We start from the raw sequence: 15,263 nt of genomic DNA, 5'->3' as shown, positions 1-15,263 counted from the left end.
CCTTAAGTGACCCCGCGTTGCTGTCAGCCGCCGGTCTGGAGGCCCAGCCGGGCCGCCGCTTCCTGGCGCATGTCCACCTTGCGGATCTTGCCGGAAACGGTCATCGGGAAGCTCTCCCGGACATCCACGTAGCGCGGGATCTTGTAGTGCGCCAGCTTGCCGCGGCAGAACTCGGCCAGGCTGGCGGCGTCCATCGGCGCGGCCCCCGGCTTCAAAATGACGCAGGCCATCAGCTCCTCGCCGTACTTTTCGTCCGGGACACCGATCACCTGCACGTCCTGGATGTCCGGGTGGGTGTAGAGGAATTCCTCGATTTCGCGCGGATAGACGTTCTCGCCGCCGCGGATCACCATGTCCTTGATCCGGCCCTCGATCACGATGTACCCGTCCGCGTCCATCCGGGCGAGGTCCCCGGTGTGCATCCAGGCGTCGGCGTCGATCGCCTCGGCGGTCTTGTCAGGCTGGTTCCAGTACCCGCGCATCACCGCGTAGCCGCGCGTGCAGAGTTCGCCGATCCCGCCGCGCTCCACCACCTCTCCCGTGACCGGGTCCACGATCCGGCTCTCCAGGTTCGGCATGGTCCGGCCCACAGTCTCGGTGCGCTGGGCCATGGTGTCCACGCTCCGGGTCATCGTGGACACCGGCGAGGTCTCCGTCATGCCGTAGCAAATGGCGACGTCTTTCATGTTCATTTCCGTGATGACCCGGTTCATCACCTCGATGGGACACAGCGAGCCGGCCATGACGCCCGTGCGCAGTGTCGAGAGGTCGTAGGAGGCGAAGTCCGGCAGGGCGAGCTCGGCGATGAACATGGTCGGCACCCCGTACAGCGAGGTTCCGCCGAAGTCCTGCACAGCTTCCAGCGCCGCGGCCGGCGAGAATGACCGGCCGGGGATGATGGTGGCGGCCCCGTGGCTGAGCGCCGCGAGGTTCCCGATCACCATGCCGAAGCAGTGATAGAAGGGCACCGGGATCACCACGCGGTCGTGTTCCGTGTAGCCCAGCTGTTCGCCGATCGAAAAACCGTTATTAAGGATGTTGTGGTGCGTCAGCGTGGCGCCCTTCGGGAACCCCGTGGTGCCGGAGGTGTACTGCAGATTGACGGGGTCCTGCGCGTCCAGTGCCGCCATGCGCGCTTTCAGCTCGGAGTGCCCGACGTCGTCGGCCCGCTTGAGCAGCTCGGCATAGGTGCGCTCCGCGTCAGTGCCGGGTTCGCCGGCGGTCAGCCCGTCCAGGCCGGTGCCCGGGAGGAAGACCAGCTCGCGCAGATCCGGGCACGCCGCCAGGGCCTGCCGCGCCATCGCTGTGTAGTCGCTGTTCCTGTCAGACGGCGCGGTGACCAGCATGCGCATGCCGTTCTGGGTGACCACAAACTCGAGCTCATGGCTGCGGTAGGCGGGGTTGACGTTGACCAGGATCGCCCCGACCTTCGCGGTGGCGTACTGCAGGATGGTCCACTCGGCGCAGTTGGGGCTCCAGATGCCGATCCGTTCGCCCTTCGCGACGCCCAGGGCGAGGAGCGCACGTGCCAGGCGGTCGACGTCGTCGTTCAACTTGGTGTAGCTCCACCGCCGGGCCTCTTCGCCGGGTACCGCAGCCGCCTCGATCAGGGCGTCGTGGTACGGGAACCGCGCCGCGATCCGTTCGAAGTTCGCGCCAATGGTTTCCTCGAGCAGCGGGACGTCAGTGTCCCCGGCTGTGTAAGCAAGCATGGTGTGACGCTACCAACAGTGCGGAGGCAAAAGAAGGGCAAAGCTTGGAAGTCCTATGAAATCTTGGGTCATGGTCCGGCGCCTGCCCGGCAGCCCGGTAGGGTGATTGCCATGAGTGCACCCGTTGACCTTCAGGCCATTTTCATCCCCAACGACGGCGAATTCTTCCGCGTGAAGCTCGCCCTGGACATCGCGATCGACGAGGTGGTCAACGAGCCCGGCTGCATCCGCTACGAGCTCACCGAGGCCAGCGAGGACAAGCTCGTCCTGACCGAACGGTGGGCCAGCCAAGCGGACCTGGACAAGCACTCCAAGGGCACGGCCGTCCAGGACCTGAACGAATCCCTCAGCGCGCTGCTGGCCGAGCCGGTCAAGCTCGAAACGCTCTAACCCACCCTTCCAACCACAACGCGGGGTCACTCCGCGCCCATCCCAGAGGGATTTATGGGCGCGGAGTGACCCCGCGTTGCGTTAAGCCTGGGATTAAGCCGTGGCGGTTCAGGCCTCCGGGATCTGGGTGCCGTCCTGCTTGGCCGCAGCTGCGGCGGCCTCGGCCTGGGACCGGGCCACGTGGGCGTGGACTTCTTCCATGTCCAGGGCCTTGACGGCGTCGACCACCTGCTCGAGCTGCTGCGCGTTCAGGGCGCCAGGCTGCGAGAACACCAGGACCTTTTCGCGGAAGGCCATCAGCGTAGGAATCGACGTGATGCCGGCCTCGGCGGCGAGCTGCTGCTCGGCTTCGGTGTCGACCTTGGAGAAGACGACATCCGGGTGCTTCTCGGAGATCGCCGAGTACGTGGGGCCGAACTGCTTGCACGGGCCGCACCATTCGGCCCAGAAATCCACGAGGACAATGTCGTTATCCTCGACTGTCGATGCGAACTGTTCACCTGTGATGTCTACGGTAGCCATGAGTCAACGGTACGGGAGGGGGCGCGGATTGTCCCCGGCATTTCGCTGTTGGCACATCCGGGCGGGGCTGTAGGCAGGTCACGCCCAGGCGTGCGGGGCCGGACGCCTGGCGCCGGGCAGGGCGTTGGTTTCGCGCCATTCGTGGATCCACCCGGGCAGCTCCAGGTCCGACGGCGGGGCGCCGAACTCGCGGATGATTTCCTCCTGGCTGACGGGCTTGCCCTTGCTCAGAAGCCGGGTGGCGATATAGGCCCGCGCGTACACTTCGCCGTCCACCACCATCCGCTGTTCGAAGTAGATGGCCTTAGAGTCCAGGCCGATGATCCTGGACTCGATCGTGTACTGCTGCCAGAGCTGCAGCGAACGGCGGAACGCGATGGTCTCCCCCGCCGCGACCGGCGTCCAGCCCCGGCGGCGCATCTTCTTCCAGGTGCCGCTGCGGGCCATGAGGTCGAAGCGTCCGAGGTCCATGAGCGAGAAGTACATGCCGTTATTGACGTGCAGGGCGATGTCGATGTCCGTGGGCAGGACCCGCAGCGGCAGCGAGGAGTTGTCCCAGATGCTCAACGGTGAGCGGCGTGAGGACGTGAACAGCAGCAGGAGAGTCCGGAACAGGAGATGCATGAGTCATATGTTACCCGCGGGTAACAAGTGTGCCAAGGGGTGGGTGCCGGAACCTAGCTGTGCGCCGACAGAACCGAGACGGTGGCTTTGGTGCCAACGCCGCGAATCGTCCAGCAGTTCCCGGTGCCGATCACGTCCAGCTCCTCCAGGTCCGCGTGGTGCAGGACCAGGGCAGTGTCCTCGTCCACGGCGACCGCGCGGTCCACGAGACCTTTTGCCACCGCCCCAACGGCCCGGCCGAGGGTTCCCGCCTGCGCGGCGTGCACGTCGACGGCGAAAGGCACCAGGCCCAGCCCGTCGAGGATCTCCACTTCTTCCAGACCCTCCGACCAATCCGCCGGGCAGACCTCGGTGCCGCGGATCCGGTAGCCGCCCACGATCGCCCGCACCGGAGCCACCATCGCGCCGGCTGAGAATCCCATATACGGCACACCGTCGGAGACCAGACTGCGGATGGGCTGCGCGGACGGCAGCAAGCCTTCCAGATAGCCCGGCGTCGGCCCGCCCCCGACGACGATGCCGTCGACGTCGTCGAACGCGGCAGGGTCCGCGCCCCGGTTGAAGCCGAGGAGGACCGGGACGACCTCGCAGGCTGTCCGGGACTCCAACGGCACCACATAGGCAGGCAGGAAATATTCCGAGCTGCCCTCATGGTCAAAGAGAACCACAGCGACGCGCGGAACCCTGCCGGTAGCCCGGTGCCGGAGTTCCTTGACGAAGCGGTCGAAGACGGCAGCTGTGGTTACGGTGTCCGGGCCGCCGCCAACAAGCAGGATGGTCATGGTTCAACGTACCCGGATCCACGGCAATCGCAATGAGCCCGGCGCGGGCGGCTCCGAGGACCTATAGCGATTGACCGGTCCGGACTGCGAGGAACATAATCGGAATCGGTACTAGCTTCACCCTACGACTGCGCCGACCATGAGGCCGACGGCAGAGCATTCAACGGAAAGCGGTCGACACTATGAGTACTGCCCATCACCCTGTCACTGCGACCGGCTGGACCGGTTGGGTCCGATTCGCCGGAGTCATTCTGATCATCAACGGCGTTTTCAGCGGCCTTCAAGGCCTCGTCGCGCTCACCGGACCCGACACCTACTATTTGTCGACCCCGGGAACCCTGTTCCTCTTCGATGCGAAGGGGTGGGGCTGGTGGAATGTCGCCCTCGGGGTGCTCTTGATCCTCACCGCCGTCGCGCTCTTCGCCGGCGCAACGTGGGCTCGAGTCGTTGGCGTCGTCGTTGCCGGCTTCAGTGCGGTCGTTCAACTGATGCTCATTCCGCAGCAGCCGTGGTGGTCCGTCATCGTCATCGCCATGGACGTGCTGATCATCTACGCGATCATCGCCCACGGCGAGGAACTGAAGGCCGAGCAGGCACCTCCGACAACCAATCCGTAGTGCACCGACGCCATCAGCCTGCAGCAATCAGCTCCACTTCGTAGCCGTCCGCGTTTACGAGGTAGGCGGCGAAGTGGGCGGGGCCACCTGCGTGCGGATACTTGTCCGGAAACAGCTCGGCCCAGCCGTGGCTGACGCTTTCGCCCGCCATGGCGTCCACGTCAGCCCGGGTCCCCGCGCTGAACGCCAGGTGGTTCAGGCCCGGGGCTTTGCGGTCGTGCGCGGTTCCGGTCAGCGCCGGGGACTGCTCGACGACGATGTACGTCGGCCCGCGGCGCCAGCTGCACCCGTGGGCCCAGTCCTGGTAGGCCTCGTAGCCCAGCCTGCCCAGCAGCCAGCCCCACTGGTCCCTGGCCCGCTGCAGGTCCGGCACCCAGAGTTCTACATGGTGCAGGGCACCAAAGTCCCCCGGTGCGATGGGAACCGGTGCAATGGGAACTGGCACAACGGGACCTGGCGCAACGGGACCTGGTGCAACCGGAACATCAGCCATCAGAACAGTATCCGCTGGAAGAGGATGTGGTCCTGCCAGGATCCGGCAATCCGAAGGTACTGGGCTGCCAAACCGATCTCCTCAAAGCCAGCCCGCTTCAGGATCCGCTGGGACGCGGCGTTGTGCGGGAGGGTTGAGGCCTGCAGCCGGTGCAGTCCCAGTTCGTTGCGCGCGGTCTGGAGGGCGAACTCCACCGCGGCCGAGCCAATTCCCCGCCCCGTCAGGTCCTTGTCCACCCAGTAGCCGAGGTGGGCGCTGAGGAATGGCCCCCGGACAATCCCGCTGAGGTTGATCACCCCGATGATGCGGGAGCCTTCCACGAGGACCCAGGGCACATCCGTTCCCGCGATGAACAACCCGAGCTTGGATTCAATGCTGGCGGCCTGTCCCTCTGCGGTGAAGAATTCCTCAAACCGCACCGGTTCCCAGGGCGCCAGGTGCTCCCGGTTCCGCCGGTAGGCGTCGGCCAGGTGCCCGGCGTCGGACCTGCGCAGCACCCGCACGCACACGGTATCCGTCAAAGCGACGCTGTTCTCGGTCATCCGCAGACTCTAACGGTCATCCCGAACGGCTTCAATCAGCGTGCGCCAGTCACGGGAGTCCCGGTGGTGTGCTTGATGGGGTTCTCAGGCGCTGGGATCGTCGTCGTCCTCGTTCGGATCGCTGCCGCGAACGGTCACACTCTGCACGCCGGGCACATCAAGGAGGTAGGGGACGAGTTCCCGCAGCGGAAGATGACCATGGAAGCGGATGTCCATGAGGACGATCGGCTTTTGTTCATCGCCCGCCTTATTGATGCTCAGGATCGACGAGCTGAACCCCATATTCGTGGCGATCTCCAACACTTGCCGCAGCACGCCCCGGTTGTCGTCATAGCCCAGGTGCAGGACCCGGTGGGCGTCGGGGGTCGGGATCTTCCTGATCACGGGAGAAACGACGTACAACGTGATGAGGTGGAAAGCGGTCAGCGAAACAGCCAGGGACAGCATTCCGGCCCCGCACGCCATGCCGACGGCGGCAGAAACCCAAATGCTGGCGGCCGTCGTCAGGCCGCGGACTACGTTCCGTCCCTTGAAAATCACCCCGGCACCGAGGAAGCCGATGCCGCTGACGATTTGGGCTGCAATACGGGACGGGTCCATGGTGGCCCCGGGCGCCAGCGCGGCGGCGAAGCCGTAGGCGGAGATCAGGGTGAACGTGCACGATCCGAGGCCGACCAGGACGTGGGTGCGGTAGCCAGCGACCTTTTGCCGGACCTGCCGCTCAGTGCCAATCAGGGAGCAGAGGATAAATGTCGCCAGCAGAAGCCCGATTTCCACCAGCGTGGTCGGGGTATATAGCCCGTATGCGTCCTGCATCCCGCCCTCCGACCCGGCCCGAGAGTGGCGTCCCGTCAGTGCCGGAATGCGCCAAGAACTCTCGAATCTGATATTACCGCTGCCCCCTAGTGGCGAGTAGTGGCTGCTCTGGCCCGCTCACGGGGCCAGATCCCGGCGGCGCCAGCCGGCGTACCCCAGCGCGGCGAGCGCCGCGGCAATCACCGTAAGTCCGAGCAACGGCCCGACGGCGCCGGAATCCAGGGGCAGCAGCGGCGAGTGCCGGAACGGGGAGAGCTCCATCAGCCACTCCGGGGCATTCCACAGCACGCCAAACTCACCAAGCGCGACGAAGAGCAGCAGCAGGGCCCAGACCGTCCCGGTGAGCCGGGGCGCCCAGCCGAACACCGCCAGCACCGCAGCGGTCATGACCCAGGCCGCGGGGATCTGGGCGGCAGCGGCCAGTGTGACGCGGCCGAGTTGGTTGGCATCGGCCAGGACGGTGGCTGCGCCGGCCCCGACCGACACTCCGGCCAGCAGCATGAGCACGGCGACGCCGGCCAGCGCCAGGGCGAAATGGCTGGTCGCCCACCGCGGCCGGGTGGTGGCGGTGCCCAGCAGTGCCTCGACGTGGCCGTCGGTCTCCTCGTCACGGAGCCAGCTGGCCGCGGACAGGCCGTAGGCAGCGGCCAGCAGTCCCATGATGCTGATCTCCGCTGCGATGAAGGCATCCGTCATGGCCTGGGTTCCGCCCAGCATCATGATCAGGTCCTGCGCGTTGGGCGAACTCAACAAGTCCATGACGTTGCCGGCCAGCGATCCGATCACCACGCCGAACACCACGAAGGCGACCGCCCAGGCCGCCAGCAGCCGGAACTGGAGCCGCACAGCGAGGTCCCCGACCCCGCGGAGCGAGCCGCGAGCCGGGCCGGGGCGCTCCTGGCGCAGGCCGGAGCCGAGGTCCCGACGGGCGCGGAGTGCCAAGGCCACGGGCACGAGTAAGGCGCACAGTGCCAGTGGCAGGGCGAGCACCCACCACTGGTCCCCGGCGAAGGCCCGGATCTGCTGGTTCCAGCCGATCGGCGAAAGCCAGGACAGGGCGGAGGGCCCCGGTTCGGCGAGGTCCCCCACCGCACGCAGCGCATAGGTCACGGCAACGACGCCGAGGCTCATTCCCGTGGCCGCCCGCGCGCTGGCCGTCAGCTGGGCGGTGACCCCGGCCACGGCGCTGAATGCCATGCCGGTGGCGGCCCAGCCCAGTCCGAACGCGATCGAGCCGGCCGCCGGAAGTCCGCCGGCGGCCAAAGACACCGCAGTGACCAGCCCCAGGACAATGCTGGCTCCGAAGCTGATGGTGAGGGCGGCCGCGAGCGGCGCGTCGCGGCCCATCCGGCCGCCGCCCAGGAGCTCGAGCCGCCCGGACTCTTCGTCGCTGCGGGTATGGCGGACGGTAATGAACACCATCAGGACGGCGAGGATGGCAGCCATGAACGCCGTGTACTTGATGAGGGACAAGGCACCGAGGGACGTGGGGTCGTAGACCCTGCCGAAGAGGGCCACGAGCGAGGCCGTGGCATTCAGGGCCGTCGCGGCCTCGACCCGGCTCCCGACATCGGGGTAGAGCTCGGCGCCGGCCACCGCGGTTGAATACGTTGTCGCGGCGAATCCGGCGATCCACGCCGGCAACAGCCATCGGTCGCGGCGGAGCCCGAGCCTGATCAGGACTCCGGTCCCCGCCAACGTTTCACGCATCGGCGGTGCGTCCGCTGCTCGACCCGGCCGCGGCCACGGGCACCGCAGCGCCGTAGTGGCGAAGGAAGAGATCCTCCAGAGTGGGCGGCTGGCTGGTCAGCGCGACGAGTCCCGCGTCGGTCAACGCCCGCATGAACGGGGCCAGGCCGGACGGTTCCACTTGGGCGCTGACGCGGTGGTTCGTGACGACGACGTCGTGCACGCCTGGCAGGGCATCCAAGCCCGCCGGTACCACCGCGACATCGGCAGTGACGGAGGTGCGGGTCAGGTGCCTGAGTTCATCAAGCCGCCCCGTCTCCACCACCCGGCCCTCACGGATGATGCTCACGCGGTCCGAAAGTGCCTCGGCCTCGCTGAGGATATGGCTGCTGAGCAGTACCGTGCGGCCCTGGTTACGCAGTTCCCGGATACAGCCGCGGAAGGTCTCCTCCATCAGGGGGTCCAGTCCGCTGGTGGGCTCGTCCAGCAGGAACAGCTCAGCGTCGGTGGCCAGGGCAGCGACCAGGGCCACTTTCTGCCGGTTGCCTTTGGAATAGGCCCGGGACTTCTTGGTCGGATCGAGGTCGAAGAGCTCCAACAGCTGGGCCCGCCGGGCCAGGTCCTGGCCGCCCTGGAGCCGGCCGAGGAGGTCGATCACTTCTCCGCCGGTCAGGTTGGGCCACAACGCCACATCCCCGGGGACGTAGGCCAGGCGCCGGTGGAGGCTCGCGACGTCGCGCCACGGGTCAAGGCCCAGCACCCGGATGGAGCCAGCATTGGCGCGAAGCATGCCCAGCAGCAGGCGAATCGTGGTCGATTTGCCGGAGCCGTTCGGTCCGAGGAAGCCGTGGACCTCGCCCGCCTCGACTGAAAAGTCCAACCCATTCAAGGCAACCACGGGACCGAACCGCTTCACAACGCCGACCATCTCCAAGACATTCGCCATGGGGGACACGATACGCCCGGGATCGGCAATCCCGCCCCGGCCGAATGACCCCTTCGCCCGCGGGCGGCCTGTCGCCGTGCTGTCACTCCGGCACCGGGGGACGTAGCCTAGCGGGCATGGAACACCCTTACGATCTTGAACGGTTCGTGGCGGCCCAGGACGCCGGCGGAACCTACGGGCACGCCCTGGCGGAGTTGCGGTCAGGCATGAAGAGGAGTCACTGGATGTGGTTCGTTTTCCCCCAGCTCGCGGGCCTGGGCCGCAGCGAAACCGCCCGGAAGTACGCCATCTCCTCCCTGGCCGAGGCCCGCGCTTACTGCCGGCACGGCGTCCTTGGCCCGCGGCTGCGGGAGGCTGCCGCCGCAGTGGCCGAACTTCAGGGGCGGTCCGCGGTGCAAATTTTCGGCGGCATCGACACCCGGAAGCTGCACTCATCCATGACGCTGTTCCAGCGGGCCGAGCCCGGCGAAACCGTGTTCCGCGTCGTCCTGGACCGCTATTTCGATGGCCTGTCCGATCCCGCCACGGACCGGCTGCTGGAAGGCCAGTTGCGGGACGGACAACCCGGCGGCCCGGACCCGGCGGACGGTTAGCTGTCCGCGGCCAGCGCCGTGATCATCCGCTCCATGCGGGCGACGCCGGCAAAGCGGCCGGCGTTGTCCGTCACCAGCAGGGGGTCAAACCGGTTGGCCTGGGTCCGCGTCATGGAACGGGCCAGGGCCTCGCTGAGCGGCGTGTCCAGGTTGACCCGCATTCCCGGGCTCACGATGCCGAGGGCCGCCGCGGAGGGGTCGAGCACCGCAACGGGCCGCAGATGATCGCCCATCAGCACCACCGACTGCAGGGCCGGGTTGTCATCAAACGCGGCCGCCGCCGTCGCAGTGGTGGCGGCCGTCGTCGCGGGTTCCACGATGTCCCGGATGATGCTCTGGTGCGTCGCCGGGGGGTTGGACGCCAGACGGTGGGCAACGTCGAGATCGATTTTTTCCCACGCCGGCCCGGGCCGGGCCAGGCAATACCCCTGCACCAGGGGTACGCCGAGGGCGACGAGGGCGTCCAGTTCCTCCACGCGCTCCACTCCCTCGGCCAGGATCCAGGCATCGACGCGGCTGGCAAAGGTTCCGAGCATGGAGATCAGGGCACGCTTGGCTTCGTCACGGTCAACATCCTGGATCAGTTCACGATCCAGCTTGATCAGCGAGGGCCGCAGGGCCAGCAGGTGCCGGAGCCCGGCATAGCCGGCACCGGCGTCGTCGACGGCGATCAGCGCGCCGGCAGCGCGCAGCTGGTTGAGGTCGGGCTCAAGCTCCAGATAGGAGTCGATCGGGGTCTGCTCTGTCAGCTCGACCACCAGTCCGGCGAGGTTTCCCTGGCCGCGCCAGATGCCACGGATCTCCTCCGTCAACAGCAGCTCCGGTGAGACGTTGAGGGTCAGGAAGCAGTTCGGCGGCAAAGTGGGACGCGCCGCGAGCGCCGCCCGCAAGGCTGCGGCCTCGAGCTCGGCTGCCAGGCCGTGCGTGCGCGCGGCGGCAAACCACACCTCGGGATTCTTTTCGGCGAAACCCGGAAACCGGGCCAGGGCCTCATAGCCCACCACCGTGCCGCGCGCGGTATCAACAATGGGCTGGTAGGCCGCGGAAAGGCCAACACCCCGGCAGGCGGCCGCCAGTTGCTTCTCCCAATCCGGGCCCGGCGCGGCCCCGGCGTCGGGCGGGAGGCCGCCTGCCTCGTGAATCAACTAACGGGAACGATGGCTCTGTGGACCGACTGCACGACGTCGGCCGGCAGCTCCTCCAGCCCATGTGCGGACGCCGCGTGGGCGGCCACATTGACCAGAATTTCATCGTCGGTACTGCACACCCAGCGGGCGTCACAACCGGGAACCACATCACCACAGGCAAACGACTTCACGAATGCTCCTTCTTCTTCAACAGCGGACCGGACCACCCTACGTTGGCTCCGCACCGAAAACTGAGATTTAGCTTGCAGAAAAGCGGGGTGTTTGCCGGAACACGAACGCCCACAGAGTGCGAAGACGGCAATGTCACTGCTTGGCCAGGGTTCCGATCTTGTTACCGCTGTTGTCGTATACGACAAGCACAGTCCCATCCACTTTGGCGGCGTGCGCCTGCGATAGCCACGTGTCGACGTCGTTGCAGGCCATCATGGTGGATGCGATCGGGCCGAAGTCGAAGGAATCGCCCGAAATCGATCCTTTGCCCGTCAAACGATTGCAGCCGTCCGTTCCTTGGAAGGAGCCGTCGTCGGTGATCGTCAGGTTGGGCTGATCTTTGACGGTCTGTCCCCAACTTCCGGCGAACGACTTCAGTGCCGGGCCGGAGCACCCCGTGATTGCCGCTAGCGCCATGCCGGCAACCAGCATGGCAACAACCAGCAGACCGCTTCGACGCAACCGACTCATGCCGCCATGCTAGTTGAGCTATTTCCCGCACGGAAGGATCATTCCGCCTCTCCGGGTCGCCTTCGGGCTCCTACCGGCCTGCCCCCGCTGCTTCGGCAGCGACGGCGGCAGCCTCGATGCGGGCCCGGTGCACGGCCCATTCCTCGGCGGTGCGCGGCGAAAGGTTCGGATCCCCGGGACGCTGGCCCGCGCTGCCGTCGATGAGTTCGCGCAGGATGTCGGCGTGTCCGAGGTGGTGGGCGGTCTCCACGCACATGTGCACGAGGATCTGCTGCAGGGTCACGTGCTTGCGCTCGTCCGGCCACCAGGGCACCACACCCGGCGCGTCGAGCGGCAGTTCATCGATGGTGGCGTCGCTGTGGGCCGCCGAGAGCCGGTGCAGCTCAGTGATCTGCTCGCGCGTCTCACCGGGGGCTGCCCACATGTCCGCATCCGGCTCCGCGTCGTCGGCAAACCACGCCAGCTTCAGCTCGCTGGGACGGCCGAAGACCTCGCCAAAGTAGCCGAGTTCGACGCTGGCCACGTGCTTGACCAGTCCCAGCAGGCTGGTTCCCGTGGGCGTGAGGGGCCGGCGCACATCGTACTCGCCGAGGCCTTCGAGCTTCCCTAGGAGGTCTTGTCGCCGCGTGCGCAGGTAAGTGTGCAAGATTGCTTTGTCGTCCATGACCGGCACTATACCGAATGCGGGGGCGCTGCCTGGCGGAACAGCGGGTTTCATAAAACGTATGGAATAATTGGCGTCAGCGAGCCTCGGGGGGAGGCCCCGATCGACAGGACACCCAGGGTGAATCTCGATTCCGGTGCGCAGCGGGTCCGGCCCGCCGCCGCAGTTCTCCTGGCCGCGGTTCTCGCCGCGGCTCTCGCCATTCTTTTGGCAGCCTGTTCTTCCGGCGCAGAGGCCCCGGACGGAGTTCCGGCGGGCCGGCCGGCGGCGTCCGCCCCCGCAACGTCCCCGGCGTCCGGAGGCCTGCGGGGGACGACCGAAGTGAACGGGTTCCTCCTGCCAATGCGCTACGCGGCCGTCGACGGCGACACCTGGGAGGGCATCGCCGCCCACTTCCGGATGACTCCGGAGATCCTCAGGAGCTTCAACGAAGCGGTGTCCGTTGCCGCAGGAGAGATTATCGACCTCAGGGGCGTGGACGTGCCCCAGCTAGGGGCCGGCGGCAGCGTGACCGGGCAGGACGGGCAGGGACGGCTCCTGTACAGGGTGGGCGCCGGAGACACTCCCTCGGGCATCGCGAGCCGCTACGGCGTCCCGCTCTATGCCTTGCGGATAGCCAACCTGAGCCTCTTGACCGGAGGCGAATGGATTCCGCCCGCCGGCACCACGGTAACCATTCCGAATCCCCCGGCCGACTGAGCCGGGCCTTTGAGGCGGGCCTTTGAGGCAGGCCTTTGCACTGTGGAGACGGGCCGTTGGGCCGCGGACAAAGAAAAAGCCTCCGGAACCTAATGGTTCCGGAGGCTTCTCCAAGGGTGGCAGATGAGGGATTCGAACCCCCGTAGGCGTTGCCAGCTGATTTACAGTCAGCCCCCTTTGGCCGCTCGGGTAATCTGCCGAACTTCAAAAGAAGATCACTCGCGGTTTCCAGTCCCGGAACGTCTGTTTCCAGTCCGTTCCGCTTCCAGCACCCGCGGGCAAGACAACTTTACAGAACTTCCGCCGAAGAATCGAATCGGCGCCTCAGCAGATCATAAAAGGGCCGAAAAAGGGCCAAAATCCGCGGAATTTCAGGCCTCGCCGAGAATCCGCCCCGCCAGTCTTGCCTCGAATCGTGCCGCCTGCTCGGCGGTGACCTGGTTCAGCTCGACGGCACGGGCCAGGTCCGTGTGGACCCCGTCCATGCGGACTGATGCGTCAGCGGCCGGGCTCAGGATGATGGACGCCGCCAGCGCGGCGGCGGCAACGGAGCTCGCCGTCGCGGCCAGGGTGCTGGCAGCGGCGGCGGTAGTGCGGTTGACGTAGCGGACGGCCTTTTGGTGCATGTTCTTGCCTTTCAGCAGCGGTTCCAACTCTTGCAACTCTGGCCAGCCCGGCTTCGTTCCCGCCGTGATTGAGCTATGAGCGGACTGTGAAACCCGGGCCGCAAGGCCGGCCGCCACATCGGGGGCATCCGTACTAGTCTGGAATGCAGACATCCCGGCCTCACGCAGGCACCCGGCAAACATCAGGAGGAAAGTCATGGCAGGCGAATCCACGTTCGACGTCGTCAGCAAGGTAGACAAGCAGGAAGTCGCCAACGCGCTGAACCAGGCGCAGAAGGAAATTGCCCAGCGCTACGACTTCAAGGGCGTCGGCGCCGAGGTCGATTTCAGCGGCGAGAAGATCCTAATGAAGGCCAACTCCGAGGAGCGGGTGCTCGCGGTGCTCGATGTGCTGCAGTCCAAGCTCATCCGCCGCGGCATTTCGCTGAAGTCCCTCGACACAGGCGAGCCCTACGCCTCCGGCAAGGAATTCCGGCTCGAGGCCTCCATCAAGGAGGGCATCGCCCAGGACCTCGCCAAGAAGATCAACAAGTTGATCCGGGACGAGGCCCCCAAGTCCGTCAAGTCACAGATCCAGGGCGACGAGCTCCGGGTGACCTCGAAGTCCCGCGATGACCTCCAGGAGACCATGAACCTGCTGAAGGGCTTCGACGAGGCCGACCTGCAGTTCGTTAACTTCCGCAGCTAGCGGCCCGCCCGCGGCGCAAATTTGCGCGACACGCAAAAGGGCTGGCGACGGTGTCGCCAGCCCTTTTGCGTGTCGCGGAACTACTCGCGCGTCGCCAGACCCGCAGCCTGCTTCAGTTAAGCCGCCCGGCCATCCGCTCCAGCCGGCCGATCCGCTCGGCCATCGGCGGGTGGGTGGAGAACATCTTGGCCACGCCTCCGCCTTTGAACGGGTTGGCGATCATCATGTGCGAGGCGTTGACCAGCCGCTGGTCCTGCGGCAACGGCGCCAGCTGCACGCCCTGCTCGATCTTGCGCAGGGCGGAGGCGAGCGCCAGCGGATCTCCGGTCAGCGACGAGCCGTCCTCGTCGGCGTCGTACTCCCGTGTACGGGAGATGGCCATCTGGATCAGGGATGCGGCGAACGGGGCCAGCAGGGCCATGGCGATCGCGGCGAACGGGTTCGCATTGCGGCGGTCCCCGCCGCCGAACAGCAACATCATCTGCGCCACCGAAGTGATGACGCCGGCGACGGCGGCCGCCACCGACGCCGTCAGGATGTCCCGGTTGTAGACGTGCATCAGTTCATGCCCCAGGACGCCGCGCAGTTCGCGGGCGTCCAGCATCCGCATGATGCCCTCGGTGCAGCACACTGCCGCGTTCTGCGGGTTCCGGCCGGTGGCGAAGGCATTTGGCGCCATGGTGGGCGAGACGTAGATGCGCGGCATCGGCTGGTTGGCCCGGCCGGACAGCTCCCGGACGATCTGGTACAGCTGGGGCGCCTCGGCCTCCGTGACGGGATAGGCCTGCATGGCACGGATGGCGAGCTTGTCGCTGTTCCAGTACCCATAGGCCGTGGTGGCGACCCCGATCAGGGCCATGATCCAGATCGGCGCCGCACTGCGGGTCCCCGCGGCGATGAACGCCCCCAGGCCCAGCAGGACCGCCCACAGCACTCCGAACAGCGCCGCGGTCTTCAGTCCGTTGTGATGCTTGTGCACTGGTCCTCCTGATACGTGTACTGCAAGCTGATGCCCTGTAATTCACTGACCT

The 15,263-nt window shown here is 66.7% G+C and carries 20 protein-coding genes and 1 tRNA gene; 5 read left to right on the top strand and 16 right to left on the bottom strand.

Annotated elements, in window-relative coordinates:
• Nucleotides 1-23 precede the first annotated feature (23 nt).
• Nucleotides 24-1,712, bottom strand: coding sequence for an AMP-binding protein (locus AC1DKN_RS03025; protein WP_476870432.1), 1,689 nt, complete (start codon nt 1,710-1,712; stop codon nt 24-26).
• A 111-nt stretch (nt 1,713-1,823) separates the two neighbouring features.
• On the opposite strand from AC1DKN_RS03025, the gene AC1DKN_RS03020 reads away from it, so the two are divergent.
• Complete coding sequence (locus tag AC1DKN_RS03020) at nt 1,824-2,102, top strand: putative quinol monooxygenase (RefSeq protein WP_223913755.1); 279 nt, start codon at nt 1,824-1,826, stop codon at nt 2,100-2,102.
• 108 nt (nt 2,103-2,210) lie between these two features.
• Here AC1DKN_RS03020 and trxA read toward each other — a convergent pair whose 3' ends face one another.
• The 3 genes from trxA to AC1DKN_RS03005 form a co-directional block, all read right to left on the bottom strand.
• Nucleotides 2,211-2,624 (bottom strand): thioredoxin, encoded by a 414-nt coding sequence (gene trxA, locus AC1DKN_RS03015; RefSeq protein ID WP_018773584.1) that lies wholly within the window; start codon nt 2,622-2,624, stop codon nt 2,211-2,213.
• 78 nt (nt 2,625-2,702) lie between these two features.
• Complete coding sequence (locus tag AC1DKN_RS03010; protein WP_223913754.1) at nt 2,703-3,248, bottom strand: acyl-CoA thioesterase; 546 nt, start codon at nt 3,246-3,248, stop codon at nt 2,703-2,705.
• 53 nt (nt 3,249-3,301) lie between these two features.
• Nucleotides 3,302-4,030, bottom strand: coding sequence for a Type 1 glutamine amidotransferase-like domain-containing protein (locus AC1DKN_RS03005; RefSeq protein WP_476870431.1), 729 nt, complete (start codon nt 4,028-4,030; stop codon nt 3,302-3,304).
• 182 nt (nt 4,031-4,212) lie between these two features.
• Between AC1DKN_RS03005 and AC1DKN_RS03000 the strand changes: the two genes are divergently transcribed.
• Entirely contained in the window at nt 4,213-4,647 is a 435-nt protein-coding gene (locus AC1DKN_RS03000) for a DUF7144 family membrane protein (protein ID WP_043436157.1), read from the top strand.
• A 13-nt stretch (nt 4,648-4,660) separates the two neighbouring features.
• On the opposite strand, the gene AC1DKN_RS02995 is transcribed toward AC1DKN_RS03000, so the two are convergent.
• From AC1DKN_RS02995 to AC1DKN_RS02975, 5 genes are all read right to left on the bottom strand, one after another.
• Nucleotides 4,661-5,092, bottom strand: a complete 432-nt coding sequence (locus tag AC1DKN_RS02995; RefSeq protein ID WP_476870430.1) for a VOC family protein — start codon at nt 5,090-5,092, stop codon at nt 4,661-4,663.
• Nucleotides 5,093-5,139: 47 nt separating this feature from the next.
• Nucleotides 5,140-5,682 carry a GNAT family N-acetyltransferase gene (locus AC1DKN_RS02990; protein ID WP_476855641.1) on the bottom strand — a complete coding sequence of 181 codons (543 nt, stop codon included), beginning with the start codon at nt 5,680-5,682 and terminating at the stop codon, nt 5,140-5,142.
• A gap of 84 nt (nt 5,683-5,766) precedes the next feature.
• A complete protein-coding gene (locus AC1DKN_RS02985) occupies nt 5,767-6,498 on the bottom strand; it encodes an MgtC/SapB family protein (protein WP_476870429.1) in 732 nt (243 codons plus the stop codon).
• Nucleotides 6,499-6,615: 117 nt separating this feature from the next.
• Nucleotides 6,616-8,208, bottom strand: coding sequence for an ABC transporter permease (locus AC1DKN_RS02980; protein WP_476870428.1), 1,593 nt, complete (start codon nt 8,206-8,208; stop codon nt 6,616-6,618).
• Complete coding sequence (locus AC1DKN_RS02975) at nt 8,201-9,133, bottom strand: ABC transporter ATP-binding protein (RefSeq protein ID WP_476870427.1); 933 nt, start codon at nt 9,131-9,133, stop codon at nt 8,201-8,203. Before AC1DKN_RS02975 ends, AC1DKN_RS02980 begins: the two co-directional genes overlap by 8 nt.
• 116 nt (nt 9,134-9,249) lie before the next feature.
• Between AC1DKN_RS02975 and AC1DKN_RS02970 the strand changes: the two genes are divergently transcribed.
• Nucleotides 9,250-9,726 carry a DUF1810 domain-containing protein gene (locus AC1DKN_RS02970; protein WP_476870426.1) on the top strand — a complete coding sequence of 159 codons (477 nt, stop codon included), beginning with the start codon at nt 9,250-9,252 and terminating at the stop codon, nt 9,724-9,726.
• Here AC1DKN_RS02970 and AC1DKN_RS02965 read toward each other — a convergent pair.
• The 4 genes from AC1DKN_RS02965 to AC1DKN_RS02950 form a co-directional block, all read right to left on the bottom strand.
• On the bottom strand, nt 9,723-10,871 hold the full coding sequence (locus AC1DKN_RS02965) for an EAL domain-containing protein (RefSeq protein ID WP_476855638.1): 1,149 nt from the start codon (nt 10,869-10,871) through the stop codon (nt 9,723-9,725). The two genes, AC1DKN_RS02970 and AC1DKN_RS02965, sit on opposite strands and share 4 nt — an antisense overlap.
• Nucleotides 10,868-11,044, bottom strand: a complete 177-nt coding sequence (locus AC1DKN_RS02960) for a DUF1059 domain-containing protein (protein ID WP_162159079.1) — start codon at nt 11,042-11,044, stop codon at nt 10,868-10,870. The genes AC1DKN_RS02965 and AC1DKN_RS02960 overlap by 4 nt, the downstream gene beginning before the upstream one ends.
• A 133-nt stretch (nt 11,045-11,177) precedes the next feature.
• Nucleotides 11,178-11,555, bottom strand: coding sequence for an META domain-containing protein (locus AC1DKN_RS02955; protein WP_476870425.1), 378 nt, complete (start codon nt 11,553-11,555; stop codon nt 11,178-11,180).
• Between the two features lie 70 nt (nt 11,556-11,625).
• Nucleotides 11,626-12,219 carry a DinB family protein gene (locus tag AC1DKN_RS02950; protein ID WP_476870424.1) on the bottom strand — a complete coding sequence of 198 codons (594 nt, stop codon included), beginning with the start codon at nt 12,217-12,219 and terminating at the stop codon, nt 11,626-11,628.
• Between the two features lie 120 nt (nt 12,220-12,339).
• Between AC1DKN_RS02950 and AC1DKN_RS02945 the strand changes: the two genes are divergently transcribed.
• Nucleotides 12,340-12,918, top strand: coding sequence for a LysM peptidoglycan-binding domain-containing protein (locus AC1DKN_RS02945; RefSeq protein ID WP_476870423.1), 579 nt, complete (start codon nt 12,340-12,342; stop codon nt 12,916-12,918).
• Nucleotides 12,919-13,035: 117 nt separating this feature from the next.
• Here the strand turns inward: AC1DKN_RS02945 and AC1DKN_RS02940 are convergent.
• Both AC1DKN_RS02940 and AC1DKN_RS02935 read right to left on the bottom strand, forming a co-directional pair.
• Nucleotides 13,036-13,117, bottom strand: a tRNA-Tyr gene (locus tag AC1DKN_RS02940).
• A 172-nt stretch (nt 13,118-13,289) separates the two neighbouring features.
• Nucleotides 13,290-13,544: a hypothetical protein gene (locus tag AC1DKN_RS02935; protein WP_028276970.1), complete on the bottom strand. Its 255-nt coding sequence runs from the start codon at nt 13,542-13,544 to the stop codon at nt 13,290-13,292.
• A 196-nt stretch (nt 13,545-13,740) separates the two neighbouring features.
• Here AC1DKN_RS02935 and AC1DKN_RS02930 point away from each other — a divergent pair, with 196 nt between their 5' ends.
• Nucleotides 13,741-14,232: a YajQ family cyclic di-GMP-binding protein gene (locus AC1DKN_RS02930; RefSeq protein WP_018773569.1), complete on the top strand. Its 492-nt coding sequence runs from the start codon at nt 13,741-13,743 to the stop codon at nt 14,230-14,232.
• Nucleotides 14,233-14,344: 112 nt separating this feature from the next.
• Here the strand turns inward: AC1DKN_RS02930 and htpX are convergent, their stop codons facing one another.
• A complete protein-coding gene (htpX, locus tag AC1DKN_RS02925; RefSeq protein ID WP_476870422.1) occupies nt 14,345-15,211 on the bottom strand; it encodes a zinc metalloprotease HtpX in 867 nt (288 codons plus the stop codon).
• Nucleotides 15,212-15,263 lie beyond the last annotated feature (52 nt).

It is taken from the genome of Arthrobacter sp. 01N444 (assembly GCF_056399305.1).
The sequence above is the reverse complement of the archived record's forward strand: the minus strand, read 5'-3'. Positions and strand labels throughout refer to the sequence as shown.